General features: G+C 36.8%; 22 protein-coding genes. 9 read left to right on the forward strand and 13 right to left on the reverse strand.

Features of this window, described 5'->3' with window-relative positions:
- Nucleotides 1–24: 24 nt before the first annotated feature.
- Nucleotides 25–1134, forward strand: a complete 1110-nt coding sequence (gene dprA / locus N0B16_RS08240; RefSeq protein ID WP_262990336.1) for a DNA-processing protein DprA — start codon at nt 25–27, stop codon at nt 1132–1134.
- A 189-nt stretch (nt 1135–1323) separates the two neighbouring features.
- Nucleotides 1324–2682 (forward strand): NADP-specific glutamate dehydrogenase, encoded by a 1359-nt coding sequence (gene gdhA, locus N0B16_RS08245; protein WP_262990337.1) that lies wholly within the window; start codon nt 1324–1326, stop codon nt 2680–2682.
- Between the two features lie 270 nt (nt 2683–2952).
- Here the strand turns inward: gdhA and N0B16_RS08250 are convergent, their stop codons facing one another.
- Entirely contained in the window at nt 2953–3444 is a 492-nt protein-coding gene (locus N0B16_RS08250; RefSeq protein WP_262990338.1) for a YkgJ family cysteine cluster protein, read from the reverse strand.
- Nucleotides 3441–4412, reverse strand: a complete 972-nt coding sequence (locus tag N0B16_RS08255; protein WP_262990339.1) for an ion channel — start codon at nt 4410–4412, stop codon at nt 3441–3443. Before N0B16_RS08255 ends, N0B16_RS08250 begins: the two co-directional genes overlap by 4 nt.
- Before the next feature lie 130 nt (nt 4413–4542).
- Here N0B16_RS08255 and N0B16_RS08260 point away from each other — a divergent pair, with 130 nt between their 5' ends.
- Nucleotides 4543–4923 carry a group III truncated hemoglobin gene (locus N0B16_RS08260; RefSeq protein ID WP_262990340.1) on the forward strand — a complete coding sequence of 127 codons (381 nt, stop codon included), beginning with the start codon at nt 4543–4545 and terminating at the stop codon, nt 4921–4923.
- A gap of 5 nt (nt 4924–4928) precedes the next feature.
- On the opposite strand, the gene N0B16_RS08265 is transcribed toward N0B16_RS08260, so the two are convergent.
- The 9 genes from N0B16_RS08265 to hflX all read right to left on the reverse strand — a co-directional run bounded on the left by N0B16_RS08265 (nt 4929) and on the right by hflX (nt 13685).
- Nucleotides 4929–5999 carry a calcium:cation antiporter gene (locus tag N0B16_RS08265; RefSeq protein WP_262990341.1) on the reverse strand — a complete coding sequence of 357 codons (1071 nt, stop codon included), beginning with the start codon at nt 5997–5999 and terminating at the stop codon, nt 4929–4931.
- 55 nt (nt 6000–6054) lie between these two features.
- Nucleotides 6055–6387: a DUF6122 family protein gene (locus tag N0B16_RS08270; protein ID WP_262990342.1), complete on the reverse strand. Its 333-nt coding sequence runs from the start codon at nt 6385–6387 to the stop codon at nt 6055–6057.
- 10 nt (nt 6388–6397) lie between these two features.
- Nucleotides 6398–7645 (reverse strand): hypothetical protein, encoded by a 1248-nt coding sequence (locus N0B16_RS08275; RefSeq protein WP_262990343.1) that lies wholly within the window; start codon nt 7643–7645, stop codon nt 6398–6400.
- A complete protein-coding gene (locus tag N0B16_RS08280; protein WP_262990345.1) occupies nt 7646–9700 on the reverse strand; it encodes a DUF4836 family protein in 2055 nt (684 codons plus the stop codon). It abuts the gene before it with no gap.
- Nucleotides 9701–9715: 15 nt separating this feature from the next.
- A complete protein-coding gene (locus N0B16_RS08285) occupies nt 9716–10381 on the reverse strand; it encodes a hypothetical protein (protein ID WP_262990346.1) in 666 nt (221 codons plus the stop codon).
- 72 nt (nt 10382–10453) lie between these two features.
- The gene (locus N0B16_RS08290; protein ID WP_262990347.1) at nt 10454–11176 is read right to left on the reverse strand and encodes a DNA alkylation repair protein; all 723 of its coding nucleotides are present in this window, start codon (nt 11174–11176) and stop codon (nt 10454–10456) included.
- Complete coding sequence (locus tag N0B16_RS08295) at nt 11166–11825, reverse strand: DUF4919 domain-containing protein (protein ID WP_262990348.1); 660 nt, start codon at nt 11823–11825, stop codon at nt 11166–11168. Before N0B16_RS08295 ends, N0B16_RS08290 begins: the two co-directional genes overlap by 11 nt.
- A gap of 1 nt (nt 11826) precedes the next feature.
- Nucleotides 11827–12456, reverse strand: coding sequence for a DUF4919 domain-containing protein (locus N0B16_RS08300; protein ID WP_262990349.1), 630 nt, complete (start codon nt 12454–12456; stop codon nt 11827–11829).
- Nucleotides 12456–13685: a GTPase HflX gene (gene hflX / locus N0B16_RS08305; protein ID WP_262990350.1), complete on the reverse strand. Its 1230-nt coding sequence runs from the start codon at nt 13683–13685 to the stop codon at nt 12456–12458. Before hflX ends, N0B16_RS08300 begins: the two co-directional genes overlap by 1 nt.
- Before the next feature lie 204 nt (nt 13686–13889).
- Between hflX and N0B16_RS08310 the strand changes: the two genes are divergently transcribed.
- Genes N0B16_RS08310 through N0B16_RS08320 form a run of 3 tightly spaced genes read left to right on the forward strand, consistent with a single transcriptional unit; the run spans nt 13890 to nt 17332 of the window.
- Nucleotides 13890–14363 carry a T9SS type A sorting domain-containing protein gene (locus tag N0B16_RS08310; RefSeq protein WP_262990351.1) on the forward strand — a complete coding sequence of 158 codons (474 nt, stop codon included), beginning with the start codon at nt 13890–13892 and terminating at the stop codon, nt 14361–14363.
- 5 nt (nt 14364–14368) lie between these two features.
- Nucleotides 14369–16915, forward strand: a complete 2547-nt coding sequence (locus tag N0B16_RS08315) for a beta strand repeat-containing protein (protein WP_262990352.1) — start codon at nt 14369–14371, stop codon at nt 16913–16915.
- 6 nt (nt 16916–16921) lie between these two features.
- Nucleotides 16922–17332 (forward strand): hypothetical protein, encoded by a 411-nt coding sequence (locus tag N0B16_RS08320; protein ID WP_262990353.1) that lies wholly within the window; start codon nt 16922–16924, stop codon nt 17330–17332.
- A 61-nt stretch (nt 17333–17393) separates the two neighbouring features.
- On the opposite strand, the gene N0B16_RS08325 is transcribed toward N0B16_RS08320, so the two are convergent.
- Nucleotides 17394–17825, reverse strand: coding sequence for an META domain-containing protein (locus N0B16_RS08325; protein ID WP_262990354.1), 432 nt, complete (start codon nt 17823–17825; stop codon nt 17394–17396).
- 84 nt (nt 17826–17909) lie between these two features.
- On the opposite strand from N0B16_RS08325, the gene N0B16_RS08330 reads away from it, so the two are divergent.
- Together N0B16_RS08330 and N0B16_RS08335 are read left to right on the forward strand one after the other, a co-directional pair.
- Complete coding sequence (locus tag N0B16_RS08330) at nt 17910–20111, forward strand: S46 family peptidase (protein ID WP_262990356.1); 2202 nt, start codon at nt 17910–17912, stop codon at nt 20109–20111.
- A 77-nt stretch (nt 20112–20188) separates the two neighbouring features.
- Complete coding sequence (locus N0B16_RS08335; protein ID WP_262990357.1) at nt 20189–20665, forward strand: YdeI/OmpD-associated family protein; 477 nt, start codon at nt 20189–20191, stop codon at nt 20663–20665.
- 16 nt (nt 20666–20681) lie between these two features.
- On the opposite strand, the gene N0B16_RS08340 is transcribed toward N0B16_RS08335, so the two are convergent.
- On the reverse strand, nt 20682–22217 hold the full coding sequence (locus N0B16_RS08340; RefSeq protein WP_262990358.1) for a YifB family Mg chelatase-like AAA ATPase: 1536 nt from the start codon (nt 22215–22217) through the stop codon (nt 20682–20684).
- A 114-nt stretch (nt 22218–22331) separates the two neighbouring features.
- Between N0B16_RS08340 and N0B16_RS08345 the strand changes: the two genes are divergently transcribed.
- Nucleotides 22332–22679, forward strand: coding sequence for a tRNA-binding protein (locus N0B16_RS08345; protein ID WP_262990359.1), 348 nt, complete (start codon nt 22332–22334; stop codon nt 22677–22679).
- The last annotated feature ends 5 nt before the right edge of the window (nt 22680–22684 follow it).

The raw sequence follows: 22684 nt of genomic DNA on the forward strand, positions 1-22684 counted from the left end.
ACATTTGGATAAAAATAAACACAAATGTATTCTGAAGAACATCTTTATTCTATCGCACTTCGCGAGTGCAGTTTTATCGGTGATATCAATTTTTACAAACTTGTACGGGCTTTCGGAAGCGCAAAAAATGTCTGGGAAACGGCTAAAAAAGAACTTAGCCAGACAGATGGGATCGGAAAGAAGATCGTCTCGGATATTGGTAATGAAAATTATTTGAAATTCGCCGAGAAAGAACTGCTTTTCTGTGAAAACAACCATATTAAAATCAATCTGAGACATTTACAAGAGCTGCCTTTTTTACTTAAAGAATGTGATGACGCTCCCGCAATTTTATATCAAAAAGGAGTTTTTGAAGACAGCTTAAAACCTTTAAGCATCGTAGGAACCAGAAACATGACTGCTTATGGAAAAAAATTTATTGCAGATTTTTTTAATGAGGCAGGATCATATCCTTTTATTTCTGTAAGCGGGCTGGCTTTAGGTGTTGATAAAGAAGTACATGAAAAATCTTTACAGCATAAAATACCTACGATCGGTGTTTTGGCGCACGGTTTCCATACCTTTTATCCTTCCGGAAACAGAAAACTTTCACAAAAAATTCTGGAAGAAAACGGCGGACTTCTCACAGAGTTTAATTCTTCCAGAAAGCCGGACCGGGAAAATTTTATTCAAAGAAACAGAATTGTTGCCGGAATCTCGCCTGCAACCATCGTGGTAGAAACCGCATTCGGTGGTGGATCAATCAGCACGGCGACTTTTGCAAATAACTATAACAGAGAAGTTTACGCCCTTCCTGGGAGAATCACCGATCCATACAGCCAGGGTTGTAATCAACTGATCGTTCAGAATAAATCTTCAGCAGTTTCAACAGTTAAAAATCTGGTTGATATACTTGGTTTCACGACACCCTCCGGAAAAATTGAAGAACTTTTCCCGCAACATCAGATTACCATTCAATTATCTGAAAACCAAGAATTAATATATAAAAGTATTGTAGATTCTCCCCACATTACCTTAGATGATCTTGCCGATAAAATCAACCTCTCATCCCACAAAATTTTACCCGTAATTTTAGAATTAGAGCTTTTAGGGAAGGTAAAATCGTTTTCCGGGAGACAATTTATGGCGATTTGAAAATTAACGATTTCTTAATATTTCATTATTTCGCATATAACATTTAATTTTTAATAATATTTAGTTTATAATTATCAATTTAACAATATTATGCTGCATTATTATTGAATTATCAGCAAATATTAAATAAGCTATTGTGAATCTTGAAAAAAAAATTAAATTTGTTGAGATAATATTCAACCTTACTTTATGGAACAATATAATATTGACCAGAAAATTCAGGAGTTTATTGCTAAAATTGAGGCAAAAAACCCGAATGAACCGGAATTTTTACAGGCAGTAAAAGAAGTTGCAGTTACAGTAATTCCTTTTATTTTGACAAGAAAAGAATATACAGGCATGAAGCTTCTTGAGAGAATGGCTGAAGCCGAAAGAATCATTATTTTCAGAGTTCCATGGGTTGATGACAAAGGGGAAATTCAGGTAAACAGAGGGTTCAGAATTCAGATGAATTCAGCAATCGGGCCTTACAAAGGAGGAATTCGTTTTCATCCTACCGTAAACCTGTCTGTTCTTAAATTCTTAGCATTCGAGCAGGTTTTCAAAAACTCTTTGACGACTCTTCCTATGGGAGGCGGAAAAGGGGGTTCAGATTTTGATCCGCAAGGAAAAACAGATATGGAAGTGATGCGTTTTTGTCAGGCTTTTATGTCTGAAATGTGCAAACATATCGGTCCTGAAACCGACGTTCCTGCAGGGGACATCGGAGTAGGAGCAAGAGAAATCGGATACCTATTCGGACAGTACAAAAAAATCAGAAACGAATTTACCGGAGTTCTTACCGGAAAAGGCCTTGCTTACGGTGGTTCATTAATCCGTCCTGAAGCAACCGGTTACGGCGTCGTTTATTTCGCTGAACAGATGCTTAAAACCATCGGACAGACTTTTAAAGATAAAACCGTATCTGTTTCAGGTTTCGGGAATGTAGCTTGGGGAGTCATCAAAAAAGTACACGAACTGGGCGGAAAAGTGGTTACCCTTTCCGGACCAGATGGATATATCTATGATGAAGCAGGAATCAGCGGAGAAAAAATCGATTATTTACTAGAATTAAGAGCCTCTGGAAATAACAGAGCGGAAGATTATGCTAAAAAATATCCTTCAGCAATATTTTATGCAGGGAAACGTCCTTGGGAAGTAAAATGTGACGTTGCAATTCCTTCTGCTACTCAGAATGAGCTTGACCTGGAAGATGCAAAATTATTGGTAGAAAACGGTTGCCTTTGTGTAACAGAAGCTGCAAATATGCCTTCAACACTGGAAGCAATTAATTATTTCCTTGATAATAAAGTATTGTTTTCTCCTGGTAAGGCTTCAAACGCGGGAGGTGTAGCTACTTCAGGTCTGGAAATGACTCAGAACTCGATCAGACTAAACTGGACTTCTGAAGAGGTTGACGCAAGGCTTAAAGAGATTATGATCGGTATTCACAAAGCTTGCAGAGACTACGGAAAAGAAGAAGACGGATATGTGAACTATGTAAAAGGTGCCAATATTGCCGGCTTTGTAAAAGTAGCAGAAGCAATGTTAGCTCAGGGAGTAGTATAACAATAATATAAAAGACCGGAAATTTCCCGGTCTTTTTTCATATAGCCTGTTCCCGGGTCAATGGGAAAAAAGTAATAGTGAAAGAGGAAAGCATTGATATATTCAATGCTTTTTTATTTAAATTAAGCACAGAAAAATCCTGAAACATTATATTCCAGGATACCATTTGAATTTATATAACTAAACTACTTCATTCTGCAAACGTACAATAGAAAACAAAATTGTTTTTTCCTCTGAAAATTAACGCAGTTTATTATATTTTAAGATCATTTATGACTTTTCAATATTCTTTATCATTTTTTCTACAAACTCAAAAGCAGCAGGACAGATCAACGTGTTTTTGACCATCAGATGATTGATCTGATAGATCTTCTTCCGATCGGTATGGGGATACTCACGACACGCTTTAGGACGCACATCATAGATCGAGCAGGTGTTATCCTGATTCAGGAAAAAACAGGGCAGATTCTGAAGAACTTTATCCTGGTCTTCATCCGTACGGAGAAATTTCGCTTCAAAATCAGCAGGTTTAAGACGGAGATGTTTTGAAATTCTTTCAATATCTTTTTCGGTATACAGAGGCCCGGTTGTTTTACAGCAGTTTGCGCATTGTAAACAATCTATTTTTTCAAATACCTCATCATGAGTTTCCTGAACGATATAATCCAGGTTTTTAGGCAGTTTTTTCTTCAGGCTTTCCAAAAATTTTCTATGTTCTTTCTGCTTTTGGAGCGCCTGTTTTTTGTATCCTTCTAAATTCATGATTGTTCTGGTTCAAAGACAGGAAGATCAGCCTTTTCATAGGCATTGATTTTATCCAGATCTAAAATAGTAGATTCCTGTTCCTTGTCAGGATAAAACATTGGGATAAACCTGGCTCCGTAAATAATCTCGCGGGAAACATAGGATGACCGCTGAACCACCGTATTCGAAAATACTTCATCAAATGCACGGATATGAATAATGATTTCAATATTGGTATTTTTGAAATCATCCGCCGTAAATCCATAAAACGGAGAGTTCTCATCTATTTTATGAACAATGGTCCAGTTGAGAGCCAAGGTATTAATTTTGCTCAACTGTGTTTCCAGCCTGTAAAAATTACTTTTGGTATTCCCGTTTTCTGTAATTTCGATTGCTGTGGATAAAGTGACATCCGCATCCGTCAAAGCATTATTTTTATAAGGCGCCAATCTTAACATGAGCGCTGTAACATCCTGAAAAGGAGCGATTACCGCTATATCTGAAAACCTAAGATACGCTCTTGGCCGTGAAAATCTTCCGTAAAACAAACCGGTTGCAATGGCAAAAGTAAGAAGCCCTAAAAATGCTTCGAAAGTAGCTACCAAACTTGCCAGAAAACCTACAGGAGCAATTCTTCCGTACCCAACGGTTGTAAAAGTCTGTGAGCTAAAGAAAAAAACATCAATAAACTCATTCATCGGGTCACTTTTATCAATACCGGTAAGATGCTCTACCCCAATCAGGTAATAAATGAATGCAAAAACGAGATTAATGAGAATATACATTACCACTAAATACGTAATAAACCGGAATGACGATAAATTTAGCATGGTATGATACCAGCTTAACCTGTTGATCACATTAACGCCTCTTCTTTTAACATTCGGAAGGCCGTCTTTATTGATAAACCTTCCGGAAGCATTGGCTCCAAAACCGCTGTTTTCCGTATTTTGCTGATCTATTTTTTTTCTGAAACCTCTTGCCATAACGTATTATTTCAATCGTATTTGAATTTTATTCTTTCAAAACAATATTACAAAGATAAAATTTTGTTTTCATGAAATTTATCAAGCGGTGAAATCTATTGAAATATTCATTTTTACCTACATTTGATACATGAAAAAGCTGGAATCAAGAGAAGATATTGAACTTCTTGTCAATGCATTTTATGCAAAAGTAATTGATGATGAAACCATTGGTCTGTTCTTTAAAGATATTGTGAAGGTAGATTGGGATCTTCATTTGCCGAAAATGTATTCATTCTGGGAAACCATTTTGTTTGGGCAGATGAGCTATAAAGGAAATCCGATGAGTATGCATTTTCCTGTTAATAAAATAAAAGCGATGGAGAAGCACCATTTTGAAAGATGGCTGCAACTCTGGAAACTGACGATTGAAGAAAATTTCACCGGTGAAAACGCTTCTATGGCCATTACAAAATCTGAAAATATTGCCAATTTAATGTCATATAAGATGGAAATGGCAAGGAAACAGTAAAAATATTAAGGCACCACTACCGTGAAAATATATGCTGCAAGATTCACCAGTAAAACCGTTCCGTACAAAACATTGGTTTTTCCCCGGCTCAGTGAGAGCATGACAATAAATACGGATAATGAAAGCAAGATAATATCCTTTTTATCTAATCCTAAAACCAAAGGAATGTCATAAATGATACACACCACCGAAACGGCAGGAATACTCAACCCGATACTTGCTAAGGCCGATCCCAGAGCCAAATTTAAACTCGACTGGATCTGATTGTTCCTGGCTGCTCTTATGGCCGCAATCCCTTCCGGAAGAAGAATGACAGCAGCAATAATGACTCCCACCAAAGATTTCGGAGCGCCGATACTCTGAACCATATTTTCAATAGTTCCTGAAAGGCCTTTTGCCATCATCACTACGATAATAAGACAAATAACAAGAAATACAAAACTGAAAGCCGTCTGCATTTTGCCGGGAATATAGTGATCCTCAGCATTTTCATCTGCAACGATAAAATAGTTTCTGTGTTTCACCGTCTGAACCATCAGAAAAACGCCATAAATGATTAAACAGGCGATGGATACAAATATCAATTGGGCCTGATTGTAGAACGGCCCGTTTATGCTTGATGTAAAATTGGGAAGTATCAAAGTAAACGCTAAAATAGAAATAATACTTACCAGATAAGTTGTCGCGGAAGTACGTGCAAAAAACTGTTCGTGATACTTAACACCTCCGATCAAAATACAGATTCCCAAAATCCCGTTAAGAATAATCATAACCGCCGAAAAAACTGTGTCGCGTGCCAAAGTAATTGCCTCATCGCCTCCTGCAACCATTAATGAAATGATAAGCGCCACTTCTATAATAGTGATGCATAAGGCCAGAATAATGGTTCCGTATGGTTCACCGACTTTGTGCGCAACGACTTCGGCATGATGTACTGCAGATAAAACACTTCCCGTTAATAAAATACCGGCAATTGCATCGTACGCCAATCCTGTTCCCATTAATCCTGAAAAATAATATAGCACTGCCAAAACAGGAAAGATATAGGTATAATGTAAAAGTTCTTTAAGTTTCATAAATGAGAATAAAAAAAATATGATTTTTAGCTATCACAGGAACTGCTAAAGGCAATTACCAACAATGAAAGTCCTGAAAATCGGTTGCCATATGCAAAAGCAGCCCGATACCGATAATGCGTGCATTTCCTTTACACAGAAGAAGCAAAAAATACACCGCAATTGCAACATAAGAATGGAGAAAATGGAAGCCGATGCTGTTTCTGCTGGGATCGAAAACAGGATCTGCAAATAAATGATCAAGATCTACCAGCATGGTTGCAAGAAGAATAAGATATGCCCTTTTCCATTGGTTTCTATAAAAAACGTAGGCTATGATTGCCGGAAAACCTAAATGCAGGAAGTAGTGGATAAACTGTTTGAGTATTATGATTTCCGAAATATTCATGCGATTTGTATTACTTTACCATCGTTAAAATTAACGGCAATTTATCTTCCCTGAACTGTATTTTCACATAATAATCTTTCTCTCTATTACCGTAAAAAATATACTCTATATTGGATATTGTTTTCCTTTCAGAATTATTTAAAAAATTTAAAGAGGGAGAAAGTAACACATTATTTTTGATGAAAATATAGTTTTGATTTTGTTTCCGGCTTAAAGCTATTGGGTTTCTCGTTGATCTTATAATGATCTCATTTTTGGTTTTAGCAACTATATTAGGCTGAAAAGGAATACCTGTAAACTGATTTTCAGCATTAATCCATTTTTTATGCAAAAAATACTGCTTTAATTTTTCCGGCTGCGCAAATTGCATTGCGATTATATAATTGGGCTGAATAATTTTCTGATAACCCTGCTTTTCAACTTCATTAAAATTATCGTCATAGCCGTAACTGATGATGGTATCGTTTACCTGCTCCAAATCAGCAGTGATGTGAGCGTATTGTACAGGAGCAGACTTCGCCAGATTTTTATCAAAAAAACAGGTGTAATGCTTCACGTTTTCAGCATTGAGCTCTGCACTTAAAAAATGTTTTTCTTTTTGTAATGCAGCAATGAGCGGATTGAATATACCGTTTTCAGCAGTACTTTTTATTTCAATATTATCCCCATTCAGCGTTATGGAAAAATTCTGAATATTCTTTCCGGAAACATAAGAAATACTTCCTACCGCATCATTTATCAACTGATCTGCATGATAAGCGTTCTTCTCTGAAAAATGGGCAAGAAATTGGCCGATATTTGAAAAAGCCGAATCTGAACTGCCCAAAATGCATTGATTACCATTAATCTTAACAAAAAAACGATCTTTTTGAAATACATTTTTACCTTTGGCGAGGAATTTTTTTTCCTTCAGGAAAGACAGCACCTTTTCTTTATCATCAATTTCAACAACCGAATACCATTCTGAAAAGCCTGTATTTTTAATATGGAAAACCTGGATAAAATCCGGGACTTTTAATCCGGAATCTCTGAGAGAAATGCTTCTTTTAAGCTCTTTATCATCATTAAACCATCCTGAAGGATGCATGATCATTTCGGAAATATATTGTCTCGTCATTTTTTTCACATCAACTAAAACGATTACATCTGCATTTGCAGGAATATATTTCAGGGTTTTATTTTTAAAAAACAGCCCAAAATAAATTGCTGCGGCAATACAGATGATCACTGATGAGACAATAATTTTTTTCCTGTTCATTTATAAAATTGCAGGCACTTTTTCAGCCTCCATGATTTTGTAAAATTCATCAAACAGATCAAAGAAATACATAAGGCTGTTTTCCGAAGAATTCTTGATATTATAATCCATTTCGGTCTGTATGCTTTCACCTTTTACTTCAGTTTTAAAATACAACTCGCCTACATTTTTTCTGAAAACGTCTAATGTCTTTCTTTCAGAAGGGCTTTTGAATTCTTTATCCAATCCGATGATCAGTTTTTGAATATCTAACCTTCCCGAAAAAGGATATTTAGAAGAATCTTTCATCCATTTTCCGGCTAGCTCAGACTGGTTTTTCTGGGTAATATTTTCGGTAGAAGTAGTAAGGTAAACGATTCCATCTTGTACGGTAAAGAAAAGCTGATCCAGGTAACTATTGCTTTTTTCATCTTTAAAAACGTAAAACGATCCTTTTTTTGAGAAATTTTTTGCTGCGTTTTTATTGGTGGTCAGAAGATCAAAAACGCGTCTCCAGTAGTTTTCATTTTCCGTTGCAAACGCAAAGGTAAAATTGGGAACCATCACCTCTTTTTTCTTTTTTACTTCTTTTTCGTTATAATCATTGTCATAATCGTAATCAGTGTATTCTACTTCTTTCGATGTTAACTCATTCAGCACAAAAATGCCGTTTCCGGGAGCAATTTTGGCAATTGCCTCTTCATCCAGAATGATTTTCATGGTTTCCATAATGAGTTCCATTTCTTTCTGGTATTCTGCCTGTCCGGAGTTTTCAAGCAGGCTGTACATCATGTCAAAATATTTATTGCCATTGATGTTTATCACATAATATCCGATGCTTTTATCATTAATTAACGAGGCCAGTTTTTTATTTTTTCTTCCTTGATACAGCTCAGAAAAACTCTTCTGGATTTTGGGGTCTTTATGCTTATAATTATTGACAAGCTTCACTTTGTCTTTATCAAAGTACAAATTATAAGATGAGTTTGAATTGTATATTTTCTCAAAATACGGGTTAAAATCATATCGTCTGAACATTCTCTGATACAAACCGTCTGTGAAAATTTTGCCGTAATCGGTGTAAACAAAAACATCTGAATCCGGATCTCTGAACGAAAGCATTTCTTTGGAGACTTCAATTTCCATACTTGAACTAAAATACCGGTCAAATACATCTTCGGCAATTTTTTTAACAATTTTGAAATTTTCTATCCTCAGAGAATCCATTTCCGGTTCATAAGTCAGAGGTTCTGTATATTCCGGGTTTTCATCTTCCGCTGGTGGTGGCGGTAAAACTTCAACTTCATTTTCAGAATACACGGAATCTGTGATTTTTTTTTCTTCGGGATACTGATGGTTTTTCTCCAGATATTTGATGTCTTTCTGAAGTTTGGCAATTTCTGAATTGCTGTTTTTGATATTTTGTTTCAGATATTGAATATCCTCTTTTAAATATTTTATTTCTTCCTTGTAATCGAACGGTTTTTCCACATATGTACTGTCTGCGGTAGCTATTGCGGCATCTTCTACCACTACTGCTGTACTGTCTATTACTGTGGCGGCACTGTCGATGGCAACCACTTCTGCCCAATCTGTTTCTTTATATGGCTTGTTGTAATTTACAAAACTGAGTACGGCATGATCGTCATTCCAGGCGACAAATGCGTTCTCATTGATATCGACGTATGAATAATTGTTTTTTCTGGAAATTTCCTGCCCTTTTTTCTTAATGGAAGTCATAAACTCCTGAAACTTTCCTTTATTATCGATGATAAAGTGAGAAGTATAGGTTTGTACAGAATCATTAAAACTGGCATAATGATACTGCGTCGCATCATATTTGATTCCTGTTTTAGAGTAATCATTCCAGAAGTTTTTCTGCTTATTGTCTTTGGCAATTTCCTGTAAAAAAGGATTAAATTTTTCCCAGTTGATCTTTTTATTAAGCTGCTTCCCATTAATTTCCATATAAAATGAAACATTATCAGGAATTTTCATGCTTTTTTGTGCAAAAATAAGCACGCAGCCAAAAAGTAAGAACGTTATTCTTTGTGTTTTTAAGAGGATAGATTTCATGGTTTATTGTTGAAATTATTGTAAAAGAATGGTATTCTGAATTTGTTTTTTCTGAAGAATGAAGTCTAATATATTTCCTTCCAGCTTTAATGCTTTCCTGTTCGGCGACAAAATGTAAGAAGTATTAGTCTGTGATCTTACCGGATTTTCAAACTGTAAAACAGAAATATATTTAGCGTCATTAAAAATTTCTTTATCGGCTTTACTCAGCTTATCATAATCATTTTTAAATGTATTGATCTTGTTTCGTACGAATGCTTTTTTCTCAATATTATGACTGTAAATCTGCATGGGAACCATTTTTCCTACAATATTTTTTGCTTTTAGCTGTTCTAATCCGGCATTGATGTTTTCGATTTTTTTAAAACTACAGCTCAGTTTAATGATGTAATTGTCAAAATCCATTGCTGTCTTTACATTGCTGATTCCGGGAACGCCTTTGAAGATTCGTGCTGCTTCATTTATTTTCCCTTCAATTTCGGATCTTTTAGGAACTTTTTTGCCATTAATAGTTTCCATTTTAGAGATCGACGCCAAACGTGTTTTGCTTTTGCTGGCATTGAGGATCAGGGTATATTCTCCGCTGCCGTCTGCTTTGATGTTTACTTTATCTAAAATATCAAAACAGCTGGTGAGAAATAACAACGGAATACAAAGTAAAAATAGCCTTAAGCTTTTCATGAATATGGTATTTAAGGGGCAAACATACTTATTTTTAGCCTAATAAAAGAAAATATATGCCTGTGATTCTCATTAAATTCTGCCTTTGAGATAATCCTGTCTTATTTCCTCATCTAATTTTTCAATCGCGTACCGCAAAGCGGTTCTGGGCATTTCCAGATAATATTGATTCAGATAATTAATCAGTTCCTGCTCATTTTTATTCCCGATTTCTCTTAACAGCCATCCGTTTGCTTTATGCATCAAATCGTGCGGATACTTCAGGTTTTTTGTAACCAGCTCTTTGGTAAGCCCGAATGATCCTTTTTTCACATAGTACATGGTTCCTACGACCGCAATTCTCTTATGCCACATAAGTTCTGAAGCCGAAAGGTCTCTTAAAAGGTTATCTTTCTGGTTTTCAAAAGCATACCGTCCCAAAATTTTATAACAGCTTGTATCTACCAAATCCCAGTTGTTGATGTATTGAAGATGTTGCAGGTAAAATTCAATCATTTCTTCTTTGCTATTGACATCTTTCGCCTTTTCAAATTTTGAAACCAGCATCAATAAAGCGGTTAATCTGCATTCATGAAATGGGGAGGCAAGCAATTTGCTGAGTTCTTCGAGAGAAATTTTCTGATAATATGCTTTGGCAACAATTCTCTGCTCTGGAACCGTCACACCGAGAAATTGATCACCTTCACCGTATTCACCTTTTCCGGTTTTGAAGAATCTGGGGAAAAATTCGGCTTTTTCAGGATTTGAAAGTTCGATCAGTACAGATTTTATTTCTTCAGAAATATTACTTGTCATCTTTATAAAAGTCTTTATGATGGAACATTATTATAAAAAACAGATCCTGCCCGTTTTTATAAATATTGAGCCAGGAGCCATCGGGTAGAACTTTTGTCGTAAAAGTTAAACCTCTGACAAAAACTTTCGAGCTTTCTAAAGCAATGATTTGGTCTGAAAAATTAGTAACCGCAAGTGGCGAAACATCTAGTTTTCCTGTTCCGCTATTTATTATTGTTTGATATAAAAGCCAATATTGGCTGAAATGAAAATCAGCCTTTTCTTCATTTTTTACTTTTAAATATAATTTTTGAAGATCTAATAAAAGCTCTTTGCTCAACGGGTTTTTCTGATAAAGAATTTTTGCTTTTTCTAAAACCTCGCTTGCTTTTTTAAAGGAAATATTTCTGTTTGAAAAATCTGTTATCTTATTAAGGTTATCATTAAATTCTGCTCTTTTAAAACCATAATCAACATAATTATTTCCGTAATAAATATAATTAAGCTGTTCCTGATTTAACAATTTTGGATTAGTTTTAAAAATTTCAAGATTATCATAATAAAATTTCTGTGGATTATCTGTGACGTCCTTTTTAATCTGTTCAATATTTACCTGAGGATAATAAATTCCAATAGAAAATAAGAAAAATAATAATAACAGCTTTTTCATTTTAAAAATCTAAATAAAGTACTTTAATGAATATTGTATTATTGTCTTTTTCCCAAACATCAATGACACTGTCACTAAGCGTTTTAGAACTTCTGATATAATCTTTGCCAATATTGAGAATGTTGAGAAAAATATATTCATCTCCCACAGAATTGACTTGATAGGCCGTTTTCTCAGATTTTCCGTCACCAGAATATTTGATCGCATCGGTTAAAAGCCTTAATTGCGTAAGATGATGGGTAAAATTGCTGCCGTCTTTCATATAATCGTAAGCACGGAGCAGAATAAGAATGACATCAAGATTGGTAGGATCTTTTTCATATAAAATCTTTCCAAGCCGTATGCATTCGGCAAAATTGTTTCCTTTAAATGCATCCGCCAGTTTTTGAAATTCTGTATCTGTGGTTAAAATATTATCTTTTTTAAAATTTCTTCCGTAATACAAATGCATCGCCTCGATACTATCCAGAGATTTCGGATAGGCTTTGAATTTAAAAATCAGCTTATCGGTATTATATTCAGACTTCGGGTTCCGGAGATTTTTTTCAATACTTTTAAAATCAGGTGTGGTTTTTTGGCTATATCCAAAAAACGGAATGATCAGCAGAAATAAAATAAGTCTGAAATTCATTACTCATTGTTTTCAGATTCTTCTTCGTCGTTATCAAAATATTCAAAAAGAAAATCATTATATGGAAATCTTGAGATATGAATTTTCATCACTTCATCATACACCATTCTTTTCATTTCAGGGAAATTTTCTTTCGTCAAAGCTGAAATAAATACAGTCGGGAATTTAGATTTTGCCATCCATGTTCGTTTCCATTCTTCAAGCGAAATATTTTTATTAGAACCGGGCGTAAGATCATCTTCTTCTTTCTGCTCGTAGCTGAAATCGTCGATCTTATTAAAAACCATGATCATAGGCTTTTGATGCGCATTGATTTCCATTAAAATCTGATTTACAGATTCGATGTGGTCTTCAAAGCTTTCGTGGGAAATATCGACAACATGAATCAGAAGATCTGCTTCACGCACCTCATCCAAAGTAGATTTGAAAGATTCCACCAGCTGCGTAGGAAGTTTTCTGATAAATCCTACCGTATCTGTTAAAAGGAATGGCAAGTTTCCGATCACCACTTTTCTTACAGTCGTATCAAGCGTGGCAAAAAGTTTATTTTCAGCAAAAACATCAGATTTTGAAATGGCATTCATCAAAGTAGATTTTCCTACGTTGGTATATCCTACCAAAGCAACACGCACCACTTTGCCGCGATTATTCCGCTGCGTTGCCATCTGCTTATCGATGATTTTGAGCTTATCTTTCAGTAAACTGATTCTGTCACGAATGATCCTTCTGTCGGTCTCGATTTCGGTTTCACCGGGACCACGCATCCCGATTCCCCCTTTTTGCTTGTCTAAGTGAGACCACATTTTGCTTAATCTAGGTAACAAATATTGATATTGCGCCAGTTCCACCTGGGTTCTTGCATAAGAAGTCTGTGCTCTTTGGGCAAAAATATCAAGGATAAGATTGGTCCTGTCAAGAATTTTTACCTCTACTTCTTTTTCTAAATTTTTGAGCTGAGACGGCGACAGTTCGTCATCAAAAATAATGGTTCCGATCTCGTTTTCCTTTACGTATTCTTTTATTTCCTGTACTTTTCCACTTCCTACAAATGTTTTGGAATCGGGCTGGGTTAATTTTTGTATAAAACGGCGGTCAATGGTTGCGCCGGCGGTAAACGCTAAAAACTCAAGCTCGTCCATATATTCGATCAGTTTTTCCTCATCCTGCTGTTGTGTGACAACGCCTACCAAAACCGCTCTTTCGTAATTATGTTGTTTCTTCTCTAACATTAAGTCTACAATTTATTAAGATTACAAGATAACATTTTTTAATGAATAAATGCAACTTCAGTCTTCAAAACAGGTGTTTTCCCCTTTTTATTCCAGTTCTTTTCCTCTGGTTTGCCACCTGCGGCTCTACTTACCTTTACACCGTAAAAATCTCAATTACAGATCATCACACAAAAACATTTTATTAATCAGAAATTATTTAATATGAAAAGAATTTTTATCTACAGCTTCTTTTTGATTTTTTGCTCGGTATCAGAAGTTGATGCACAAAAAGCACTTCTTGCAACAGGATCAAATGCTACAGGAGGCAACGGTTCTGTTTCTTATAGTGTAGGGCAGATTGATTTTACCACCAAAGAAAATCAGGTCATGGAAGGTGTACAACAAGCGTACGAAATCACTACTCTTTCTACGACAGAAACAGCAGGCTCAGACAGGAAAGACATTTTATTATATCCAAATCCTTTCAAAGATTTTTTATTTGTGGATTTTACTACAAACGACTACCGAAATTCTGAATTCCAACTATTCGATTCTTCCGGTAAACTTTTAAAAGAGGATAAAATAAAGGAATCAAAATCAGAATTTAATTTTTCAGAACTTCCTTCTGCGATGTACATCATACGAATCAATCAGAACGGAAAAAACATTAAAACATTTAAAATCATTAAAAAATAATCATTATGAAAAAAATTGTACTCACCGTAGGAATAATGCTTGGCTGTCATTTAGTCTCAGCTCAGGCTCCTGAAAAAATGAGTTATCAGGCTGTAATGAGAAATACATCCGGACAATTACTTGCTAATCAGAACATAGGAGTTAAAGTAAGTGTTCTTCAGGGTTCACCCGCAGGAACCGTAGTTTATTCTGAAAGACTGACAGGAACGACCAATGTGAACGGACTCATCAGTCTGGAAATCGGAACAGGAACTGTGCTTTCCGGAACCTATTCTACTATCAACTGGCCTTCCGGGAATTATTATTTAAAAACAGAAACAGATCCTACAGGTGGAACTTCTTACACCATTACAGGAACAAGCCAGCTGTTAAGTGTGCCTTATGCGATGTATGCCAAAACTTCAGGCAGTTCAGGCGGTGGTTTCACTTTGCCTTATTCCACCACTGTTAATAATGCCAATAATCTTTTCTCAATAACAAACGATGGCGACGGAACTTCTTTAGAAGGAAACAACAACACGACTACATCAAGCGTTGCAGCAGTAAGAGGAACCGTTACGAATGTAGCTCCCGGAGGATTTTCATCAGGTGTGAGAGGAATTAATAATGGTACCGGAGGTTTAGGTGTCGGTGTTTGGGGAAGCCAGAACGGAAGCGGATGGGGAGTTTACGGAACTACTCCTTCAGGATTGGGGGTGTATGGAAATTCTTCAGGTGCCGGTTACGGAGTGTATGCCAACAGCAGTACAGGAACCGGACTTAACGCCACAAGTACAAACGGAATTGCAGCCAATTTTTCAATATCCAATAACGCAAACAACAGTAATGTGATTAATGCCAATAGTGTAGGAAACGGAACAGTTATTAATGTTTCAACCACAGGAACAGGAGCAGGTATTATGAGTAATACAGGAAACGGCTTCGCTGTTCATGGGATTACAAGCGTACAGAGTTCAGCCGGGGTTATCGCCGACAACAATGGTGCCGGAGAAGCAATAGTAGGAAGAACCACAAGTGATATCGCGGGAGCTGTAGTAGGAAGAAATGACGGCGGAGGTTACGGATTGCACGGTTTCGTATCCACAAATACCTCGGGTACAGGAATTGGGGTATACGGACGCGTGGGTCTCAACAACAGCAAAGGACGTGCAGGAAGGTTTCAAAACTTCTCAGCAACCAATGATAGAAATACTTTAGAAGTAGAATCTAACAGCACCGGGAATATACCAGACAATACCCAAGGTAACGTTGCTTCTTTTCTTGCCAGTAATACAAACAGTGTAAGCGCAGCAGTACGGGGCGAAGTAAAAACAATTTTCGGAAACTTTGGTGCAGCCGGGATTTTCGGAGTTTCTTCCGGAACAGGAGGTTTTGGCGGGTTATTTTATTCTTCAAATGTAACCGGAAACGGACGTGCTTTAGTTGCATTAAATGATGGCAATGGTGACGCAATTGTTGCCAACGTAGCGAAAGATGGTGATGCCATCGAAGCCAATGTTGACGGAACGGGACGCGCAATGTACGGTTGGGTTCCTACATTCAGCACAGGAAAGGCTGCTGAATTTAAAAATTTTAATCCCTCAAATACATCTACAGCACTGTCTTCGACAACATTAGGAAACGGTATCGCAGGCGATTTCTTCGTAGATAACACCAATGGAACTTCTCCGGCGGTAAAAGGAAAAGTAAATTCTCAGTTTGCTAACTTCGGGACTGCAGGTGTTTATGGCGAATCTGCAGGAACAGGAGGTTTCGGAGGATTATTTTATGCAAGTAATGCTACAGGAAACGGACCTGCATTAATTGCTCTTGCCAACGGGAACGGAAACGGGATCACTGCAAATGCAAAAAATTCCGGTGACGGTGTAGAAGCAACGGTGGACGGAACCGGAAGCGCAATCTACGGCTGGATTCCTAATTTCGGAACCGGTAAAGCCGCTTATTTCAGAAACCTGAATACCGCAAACTCACAGGCAGTGGTATCTGTGACCAACGCAGGAACAGGGACAGGAGTTTTTGTAAATCACACAGGAGCTTCAGGAAATATCGCGGTTTTTCAAAGCGGATCTGCCAATGTAGCCAGAATCAATAAATCCGGTATGGGTTTCTTCAACGGCGGTACACAAAATAGCGGTGCCGATGTAGCAGAAGCATTTGATGTTGAAGGAAATATTTCTGAATACGAAACGGGTGATGTTTTAGTCATCTCTACTGCAAGTGACAGAGCCGTTGAAAAATCTTCAAAACCTTATTCTACTTTAGTTTCGGGAGTGTACGCAACAAAACCGGGAGTCCTTTTAACAGAAGAAAATGTAGATGCCGATCTTTCAGGAAAAGTTCCGATGGGTGTTATTGGAGTGATCCCTACAAAAGTTTGCCTGGAAGGAGGAAAAATTAAAAGAGGTGATCTTTTGGTAACCTCATCAAAACCAGGAGTCGCCATGAAAGCCAATCTTAAGAAAGTAAAAATAGGACAAGTACTCGGAAAAGCTCTTCAGGACTACGATCAAAACACCATCGGAAAAATAAAAGTATTTGTAAACATTAAATAAATTATCATGAAATCATTATATATCATTCCATTTTTACTTCTAAGTGTAACTTTTTATACTCAGGAAAAGAAATCTACAGAAATTCCAGACCAGGAACAGGTGTTGAAAAATGCTAAAGAATTTGAAAAGAAAATGCAAAAACAAAACGAAGCAAATTCTACAAAAAAAGAAAAACAAAACGTTTTGGCTTCCGAACAGGGACTTGAAGTGAAGCAGGAAGCCCAAAAAATGCAAAAGGAAAATAATCAGGGGAAATTATTGCCGGACACCGCAAGTTTTGATGAGGTTTTAGCATCAATTCCTGACAGAAAAAATTCTCGTAAATCAGGAGTTCCGGTAACCAGCTCGGCAAAAGTTTCAGGCTTACCCAATACGGCAACTTTAGAAGAAATCATGAAAACGATTCCAAAAAACTAAAAACCATTTATAAAAGAAGTCTACAATACCTTGTGGACTTCTTTATTTATTACCATTAAACTTAATCCCAATCAGCAGCGATAAATTTCATTTCGTTTCCTTTATCATCAGAAAGTGTAAGATAATGCCCTTCAACCTTATAAGAATTCATCGCAGGGAAGCTCTCTAGAAATTTATTTTCAAGATCCATATTCTTACATACTGTTTTGGGATTTTTTATATCTGAAATATTTAATTTTCCTCTATTTCTGAACTCCATAGCAAAAAATATCCTGTTACAGCCCATCAATGCATTTCCATTTATAATATCCGTTTTTTCACCTGTCAAATCAATTCCTGCTTTATTGGCAATAAGCTGGTCTTTGGTAAATCCCGCGAAAGAAACCAGCATCCATTCTCTCTGAATATGCTGATTTTTGAAATTTGCGGAAGAGCAGTTTACCCCTGAAATCAAAAATAAAAAAGATAAAATGGCAAGAATACAATTTTTCATAAGGATTTTATATCCATTTTAATACCATTAAAACATAAGATCCCGTAAAAATTAGTAAATTAGCCCACAAAATTAATTTTAAAAATGAAAAGAATATTTTTACTATTCACATTCCTGTTAGGTTTTGCTCAGATGAGGGCAGATGAAGGAATGTGGCTATTGATGCTCGTTAAAAGACTTAACGGAGTTGATATGCAGAAAGAAGGTCTGCATTTGACACCGGAAGAGATTTATTCAGTGAATAATTCTAGCCTAAAAGATGCGATTGTAAGCTTCGGAGGATTTTGTACCGGAGAAATCGTATCAGATCAGGGGCTTATTTTCACCAATCACCACTGTGGTTATGGTGCTGTTGCCGCTGCTTCCACTCCGTCAAAGGACTATCTGAAAAACGGTTTCTGGGCGATGAAGCAGAAAGACGAATTCAATGCTAAAGATCTGTATGTAAGATTCTTAGTAAGAATGGATGATGCGACGCAAAGAATCAATTCTAAACTGAATAACAATATGACCGCTGCAGAAAGAAAGGCGGTAATTGATGCGGAAACAAAAGCCATTCAGACAGAAAATTCTGAAAATGGAAAATACACCGTTGTGGTAAGAGATTTCTTTAACGGAAACGAATTTTATTATTTTGTATATCAGGATTATAAAGATATCAGATTGGTAGGTGCGCCACCATCATCATTAGGAAAATATGGCGGCGATACAGACAACTGGGAGTGGCCGAGACATACTGCAGACTTTACAGTTTTCAGAGTGTATGCTGATGCAGCAGGAAACCCTGCAGAATTTGCACCCACCAATGTTCCTTTAAAACCAAAACATTTTTTACCGGTTTCTCTTAAAGGCGTTAAGCCAGGAGACTTTTCAATGATCTTGGGATATCCCGGAAGAACCAACCGTTATTTAACGTCTTACGGAATTCAGCAAATGGTAAGCAAAGACTATCCGGCTTGGGTAGAAGCTTCAAAATTAGCGATGGATGTAATGAAGAAGTATATGGATAAAGATAAAGCAACCCAACTCAACTATGCTTCTCAATATGCTTCTGTAGCCAATTATTGGAAAAACAGACAGGGAACCATCGATGCTGTTGAAAAAAACGGGACTATTACCGACAAGCAAAATCTTGAGGCCGAGTATAAAAAATGGTCTGTGCAGCCTGGAAACGAAATGTATGACGGCGTTTTAGAAGATATCGGACTGTATTACAAGCAGGTTTCTGACAGAAATGTAGAAAGAAATTATGCTTCTATACTAACGAGAAATGCCAAATATATTTCTCTGGCATTTCAACTTGCTCCTGCTCTTGATACTTATGCTAAACAGGATTTAGCCGGAAAAGTTGCCATGAAAGCTAAAATGGAAGAAACCATTAAAAATGCGTATGAAAATATCAACACAACTTTAGAAGGAGAAATGTTGAATTCTATGGTTAATCTCTATCAGACAAAAGTAAACAAAGATGTCGCTTCAGAAACTTTGATGGCTTTAGATGCTAAAAATTTATCGAATGTTGCATATTCATCGATTTTCGCCAATAAAACTTCGGTAACCAACTTTATGTTGAATCCTGACCGCTTGAAGCTCGATGCAGATCCACTTTTGAAAATCGCAAAAGGAATTGCCGCAGATCAGAAAGCTTCAAGTGAAAGATTTGTGAAAATAGACGATAATTTTGCCAAAAACAACCGTCTTTTCTTAGCCGGATTAATGAAATCCCAGCCAAACAAAAAATTCTATCCGGATGCAAACTCTACCATGAGACTGACTTACGGACAAATCGATACATTGCCTATCAGAACAGACAGAAACTATTATGGTGTAACCGATAACTACTACACTACAATGGAAGGTTTAGTAGGAAAATACAAAGCTGGTGACGAAGAATTTGATCTTCCTCAAAGAGTGCTTGCGCTTCAGGGAGCAAAAGACTACGGAATGTATGCTGATAAAGCAGGATATCTTCCCGTAAACTTCCTTTCAAATAATGATATTACAGGAGGAAACTCTGGTTCTCCGGTGATAGACGGTGATGGAAACCTGATCGGTATTGCATTTGACGGAAACAGCGAAGCATTAAGCGGAGATATCGTTTTCGAAAAAGAATGGCAGAAAACCATCAGTGTAGATATCCGTTTTGTACTTTGGACGATCGACAAATTTGCCGGTGCAAGAAGAATTGTAGACGAACTGAAATTAGTGAAAGACGAAAATACGCCTGCAGATACAGGTGCTTCTAAAATCAAAAATGCAGCTCCTGCAAAAAAGAAAAAGAAATAGTTTTTAAATGATATTTCGAAACCGTGGAATTTTTATTTCACGGTTTTTTTTATTTTTAATGATTCAATTTTAATTACATGAAACCAGAAGAAATCCATTTTAAAGCTATTATAAAGCAAAGCGGAACGATGAATGCAGCTTTTGTAGAATTTCCTTTTTCCGTTAAAGAGCTTTTCGGGAAGAAAGGGCAGGTAAAAATCAAAGCTTTATTTGATGACAGTATAGAATATCGCGGAAGCCTGGCCAAAATGAAATCCGAATGTCATATTTTAGGTTTGACGCAGGAAATCCGTAAAAAACTTGGGAAGACTTTCGGGGATGAGGTTTCTGTTTCGCTCCTGGAAGATAAAGAAGAAAGAACGGTGGAAATTTCCGATGACATCCTTACCGTTTTTAAAGAAAATAAAATCGCCAAAGAAATATTCGATAAAATGAGTTATACGCACCGAAAAGAATATATCCGATGGATTGAAGAAGCCAAGAAGCCCGAAACCAGAGAGAACAGGAAAACAAAAATGATCCAGATGATTTTAGAAGGCAAAAAAGGAATTTAAAGTTAAATTTTGCAGCTTACACACTCCAAAATTCCCAATCTAGGCTCCGGTATTGGATCGCCTCAGAAATATGATCAGATAGAATGTTTTCAGACCCTTCCAGATCTGCAATGGTTCTAGCCACTTTAAGAATTCTGTCAAAAGCTCTTGCAGAAAGGTTTAGTTTTTCCATCGCTAATTTAATCAGATTAAAAGATGTTTCATCAAGTTCACAGAATCGTTCAATTTCCCGGGAACCGATTTGCGCGTTATAACTGATTGCCAAATCCTTATACCTTTCATTCTGGATCTCACGGGCTTTCAGAACCCGTTTTCTGATGTCTTCACTTTTTTCCCCTTTTCTCTTCTCAGTCAATTGCTCAAATTCAACTTTCTGAACCTCAATATGAATATCAATACGGTCCAGAAGCGGCCCTGAAAGTTTATTCATATACCGCTGCATTTCAAACACAGAAGAAGTGTTGTTGGGATCATCCGGAAAAAACCCGCTCGGACTCGGGTTCATGGAAGCCACTAACATAAAGCTTGAAGGATAATTTACCGTGAATTTTGCTCTTGAAATCGTGACTTCCCGGTCTTCTAAAGGTTGGCGCATCACCTCCAGAACCGTTCTTTTAAATTCGGGCATTTCATCAAGAAACAAAACGCCGTTATGAGCCAAGGATATTTCTCCGGGTTGAGGATAGCTTCCTCCTCCAACTAAAGCGACATCAGAAATGGTGTGATGCGGCGACCGGAAAGGGCGAACCGTCATGAGAGAAGTTTGCGTTCCCATTTTCCCTGCAACGGAATGTATTTTTGTTGTTTCCAGAGCTTCTTTCAGAGTAAGAGGTGGCAAAATACTCGGAACTCTTTTGGCCAACATCGTTTTTCCGCTTCCGGGAGGCCCGATAAGAATAATATTATGACCACCTGCTGCGGCAACTTCCATAGCCCTTTTTGCGGTTTCCTGGCCTTTTACCTCAGAAAAATCAAACGGAAAACTGTTGATTTTGTCCTGAAATTCCTTCCGGGTATCCAAAACAATTTTTTCAAGAAGTTTTCCTTCATTAAAAAAGTCAATTACTTCTTTGATGTTTTCTACGCCATACACATCAAGATTATTAACAATAGCGGCTTCTCTTGTATTTTGTTTAGGCAGAATAATTCCTTTAAAACCTTCCTCTCTCGCCTGAATGGCAATGGGCAAGACCCCTTTTATCGGCTGCAGGCTTCCGTCCAGAGAAAGCTCTCCCATAATAATATAATCTTGAATATCTTCTGCAAGAATCTGGTCAGAAGCCACCAAAATTCCCATTGCAATACTCAGATCATAGGCAGCGCCTTCTTTGCGAAGATCTGCAGGAGCCATATTGATGGTAATTTTCTTACCAGGAATTTTGTAACCTACATTTTTCAGTGCCGCTGAAATTCTGTAGCTGCTTTCTTTGATCGCATTGTCGGGTAAACCTACCAAATGATAGCCTACTCCACCGGTGTCTATATTAACTTCAATAGTAATGGTCTGTGCGGAAACACCGAAGATGGCACTTCCGTAAATTTTAATCAACATTTATATTGTGTTTTACGTAAAAATAAAAAATTTTATTTGTTTTTCACTAAAATTTGGCTGAATTTTACCTTTTAAAGCAAATAATTTACCAAACCAACATATATTAACTTATTTATGACGACAAAACCGGAGATATCTTGGGAAGATTTTGAAAAAATAGACATCAGATGTGGAACTGTAATTTCTGCACAAGATTTTAAAAAAGCCAGAAATCCTTCTTATCAACTAGAAATTGATTTTGGAGACTTAGGCATAAGAAAATCATCCGCTCAAATCACTACACTGTATTCAAAAGAAGACCTGGTCGGGAAACAGATTTTGGCCGTTGTGAATTTTCCAAAGAAGCAGATCGCCGATTTCATGAGCGAATGCTTAATTTTGGGAGTATATGGAGAAGACCCCAAAGATGTCACATTACTGACAACTTCACTGCCTGCTAAAAACGGCTTGAAGGTAGGATAAACACA

Source organism: Chryseobacterium gilvum (assembly GCF_025628965.1).
GTDB lineage: Bacteria > Bacteroidota > Bacteroidia > Flavobacteriales > Weeksellaceae > Chryseobacterium > Chryseobacterium gilvum.

What these genes read in the sequence shown, in the direction of transcription:
- N0B16_RS08260 (WP_262990340.1), top strand. Translation starts at nt 4,543, where the DNA reads ATGAAAAAGCTGGAATCAAGAGAAGATATTGAACTTCTTGTCAATGCA.
- N0B16_RS08325 (WP_262990354.1), bottom strand. Translation starts at nt 17,825, where the DNA reads ATGAAAAATTGTATTCTTGCCATTTTATCTTTTTTATTTTTGATTTCA.
- N0B16_RS08320 (WP_262990353.1), top strand. Translation starts at nt 16,922, where the DNA reads ATGAAATCATTATATATCATTCCATTTTTACTTCTAAGTGTAACTTTT.
- N0B16_RS08330 (WP_262990356.1), top strand. Translation starts at nt 17,910, where the DNA reads ATGAAAAGAATATTTTTACTATTCACATTCCTGTTAGGTTTTGCTCAG.
- N0B16_RS08270 (WP_262990342.1), bottom strand. Translation starts at nt 6,387, where the DNA reads ATGAATATTTCGGAAATCATAATACTCAAACAGTTTATCCACTACTTC.
- N0B16_RS08335 (WP_262990357.1), top strand. Translation starts at nt 20,189, where the DNA reads ATGAAACCAGAAGAAATCCATTTTAAAGCTATTATAAAGCAAAGCGGA.
- N0B16_RS08265 (WP_262990341.1), bottom strand. Translation starts at nt 5,999, where the DNA reads ATGAAACTTAAAGAACTTTTACATTATACCTATATCTTTCCTGTTTTG.
- N0B16_RS08315 (WP_262990352.1), top strand. Translation starts at nt 14,369, where the DNA reads ATGAAAAAAATTGTACTCACCGTAGGAATAATGCTTGGCTGTCATTTA.
- N0B16_RS08345 (WP_262990359.1), top strand. Translation starts at nt 22,332, where the DNA reads ATGACGACAAAACCGGAGATATCTTGGGAAGATTTTGAAAAAATAGAC.
- N0B16_RS08250 (WP_262990338.1), bottom strand. Translation starts at nt 3,444, where the DNA reads ATGAATTTAGAAGGATACAAAAAACAGGCGCTCCAAAAGCAGAAAGAA.
- hflX (WP_262990350.1), bottom strand. Translation starts at nt 13,685, where the DNA reads ATGTTAGAGAAGAAACAACATAATTACGAAAGAGCGGTTTTGGTAGGC.
- N0B16_RS08340 (WP_262990358.1), bottom strand. Translation starts at nt 22,217, where the DNA reads ATGTTGATTAAAATTTACGGAAGTGCCATCTTCGGTGTTTCCGCACAG.
- N0B16_RS08275 (WP_262990343.1), bottom strand. Translation starts at nt 7,645, where the DNA reads ATGAACAGGAAAAAAATTATTGTCTCATCAGTGATCATCTGTATTGCC.
- N0B16_RS08300 (WP_262990349.1), bottom strand. Translation starts at nt 12,456, where the DNA reads ATGAATTTCAGACTTATTTTATTTCTGCTGATCATTCCGTTTTTTGGA.
- N0B16_RS08280 (WP_262990345.1), bottom strand. Translation starts at nt 9,700, where the DNA reads ATGAAATCTATCCTCTTAAAAACACAAAGAATAACGTTCTTACTTTTT.
- dprA (WP_262990336.1), top strand. Translation starts at nt 25, where the DNA reads ATGTATTCTGAAGAACATCTTTATTCTATCGCACTTCGCGAGTGCAGT.
- N0B16_RS08255 (WP_262990339.1), bottom strand. Translation starts at nt 4,412, where the DNA reads ATGGCAAGAGGTTTCAGAAAAAAAATAGATCAGCAAAATACGGAAAAC.
- gdhA (WP_262990337.1), top strand. Translation starts at nt 1,324, where the DNA reads ATGGAACAATATAATATTGACCAGAAAATTCAGGAGTTTATTGCTAAA.
- N0B16_RS08295 (WP_262990348.1), bottom strand. Translation starts at nt 11,825, where the DNA reads ATGAAAAAGCTGTTATTATTATTTTTCTTATTTTCTATTGGAATTTAT.
- N0B16_RS08290 (WP_262990347.1), bottom strand. Translation starts at nt 11,176, where the DNA reads ATGACAAGTAATATTTCTGAAGAAATAAAATCTGTACTGATCGAACTT.
- N0B16_RS08310 (WP_262990351.1), top strand. Translation starts at nt 13,890, where the DNA reads ATGAAAAGAATTTTTATCTACAGCTTCTTTTTGATTTTTTGCTCGGTA.
- N0B16_RS08285 (WP_262990346.1), bottom strand. Translation starts at nt 10,381, where the DNA reads ATGAAAAGCTTAAGGCTATTTTTACTTTGTATTCCGTTGTTATTTCTC.